This window comes from Bilophila sp. 4_1_30 (assembly GCF_000224655.1).
GTDB lineage: Bacteria > Desulfobacterota > Desulfovibrionia > Desulfovibrionales > Desulfovibrionaceae > Bilophila > Bilophila wadsworthia.
The window spans coordinates 737,098-738,708 of record NZ_JH114233.1 but is presented as its reverse complement, the minus strand read 5'-3'; the positions used below and the strand labels follow the sequence as shown (position 1 = coordinate 738,708).

Below are 1,611 nucleotides of genomic sequence, written 5' to 3'. Positions count from 1 at the left end.
TTTCTTTCTTTCTTTCTTCTCTCTCTCTCTCTCTCTCTCTCTCTCTCTCTCTTCCCCAAGCTTGCCGGCGGGGAGCCCATGCCTTTCCAAAGGCTCCTGTGCCATCGAATCCCCCCACGCAGCTTTTCTGGGGCGATCATATACATTTCTAAGAGGAAAGGCTCTGATATGGAAGCGGATGCTTCTCTCAGTGGGGCTTCCCGGCAGTGCCCATTGTCATTGCTTCCCGCCGTAACCCGTCCGTTTCACCGGAGTTGCACAGAGCAGGGAAATGCCGTATCCGTTCAGCGGTCAGGCTCCCGTTATTTGCTGTCCGGCATTGCTGGGGAGAGCCCTTGGGGTTCCCAGGAAAATTTTTTCGGCATCCGATCGGGCCGAAGCCGCCGGCCTTGCCCAGATTCCCTTCCGGGCGTCTTTATTCTCACAGCGAAGGTCGCATCACTTTTTGTAAGGACGTTTTCCCATGGATGCTTTGCTTGTCCGCATCGCCGAACGCATCACGTCCGGCGCCGATCCGCTTCTGTCACCTTCCGAGGCGCTGGAGCTTGCCCGTCTTCCCGAGTCCGCGACGTTGGACATCCTGTCCGTGGCGGGGCTGGCCCGCGCCGCCCGCAAGCCCGCCGCCGCGTTTACCTGCGGGATCATCAACGCCAAGTCCGGGCGTTGCCCTGAAAACTGCGCTTTCTGCGCCCAATCAGCGCATCATCAAACGGATTCCCCCGTCTATCCTCTCTATGACACGGATACGCTGCTGCGCCGCGCCGAAGAGCTCGCCGCCAACAATGTCGACCGATTCGGCATCGTGACCAGCGGCACGGCTCCGAGCGATCGCGATTTCGACGCGCTGTGCGAATCGGCTCTGCGCATCGGCCGGGAAGTGAAGATCGGCTTGTGCGCCTCGCTCGGCCTGCTGACGCCCGAGCGGGCCGCCCGGCTGCGCGAGGCGGGTTTTACGTCCTATCATCACAATCTCGAAACCTCCGCGAGCCATTTCCCTTCGATCTGTACCACCCACGCCTACGAGCAGGATCTGGAAACCGTGCGCGTGGCCCGCTCCGCCGGGTTCCGGGTGTGCAGCTGCGGCATCTTCGGCCTTGGCGAGACGTGGGAGCAGCGTATTGAGCTTTCCCAGACCCTGACCGATCTCGGCGTGGACTCCCTGCCGCTCAATTTTCTGAATCCCATTCCCGGCACGCCGCTTGGGGATTCCCCCCTCCTGCCGCCTTCCGAGGCGTTGCGGGTGGTCGCGCTCATGCGGCTTCTGCATCCGGAACAGGACGTGCTCATCTGCGGCGGGCGCTCCAAGACGTTCGGCCAGTGGCAGTCGTGGGTTTTCGCTGCCGGAGCCAACGGCGTCATGACCGGCAACTACCTCACCACCAAGGGCTGCGCCTTCTGTGACGATGCCGAGATGTACGAGGTGCTGGGGCTTCGGGAGGAGCGGTCATGAAGGGGCTTTTCATCACCGGGACCGATACCGATGCCGGGAAGACCACCGTCACCGCCGCGCTTCTGCGCGCCTTGAAGGTCGCCGGGGTGCCTGTCGCCGCTGTGAAGCCCGTGCAGACGGGGTGCGTTATGCGGGGGGGAGAGGAAGAGAATCGGGGGGAG

At 62.4% G+C, this 1,611-nt stretch carries 2 protein-coding genes; both read left to right on the top strand.

Annotated elements, in window-relative coordinates:
* Nucleotides 1-463: 463 nt before the first annotated feature.
* Nucleotides 464-1,450, top strand: coding sequence for a biotin synthase BioB (gene bioB / locus HMPREF0178_RS15120; protein WP_005023929.1), 987 nt, complete (start codon nt 464-466; stop codon nt 1,448-1,450).
* A partial coding sequence (gene bioD / locus HMPREF0178_RS21080; RefSeq protein WP_009380554.1) for an ATP-dependent dethiobiotin synthetase BioD occupies nt 1,447-1,611 on the top strand: 165 nt, incomplete at its 3' end. The genes bioB and bioD, both read left to right, overlap by 4 nt.

Excerpts from the sequence above, each read along its gene's own strand:
- bioB (WP_005023929.1), top strand. The coding sequence starts at position 464 with ATGGATGCTTTGCTTGTCCGCATCGCCGAACGCATCACGTCCGGCGCC.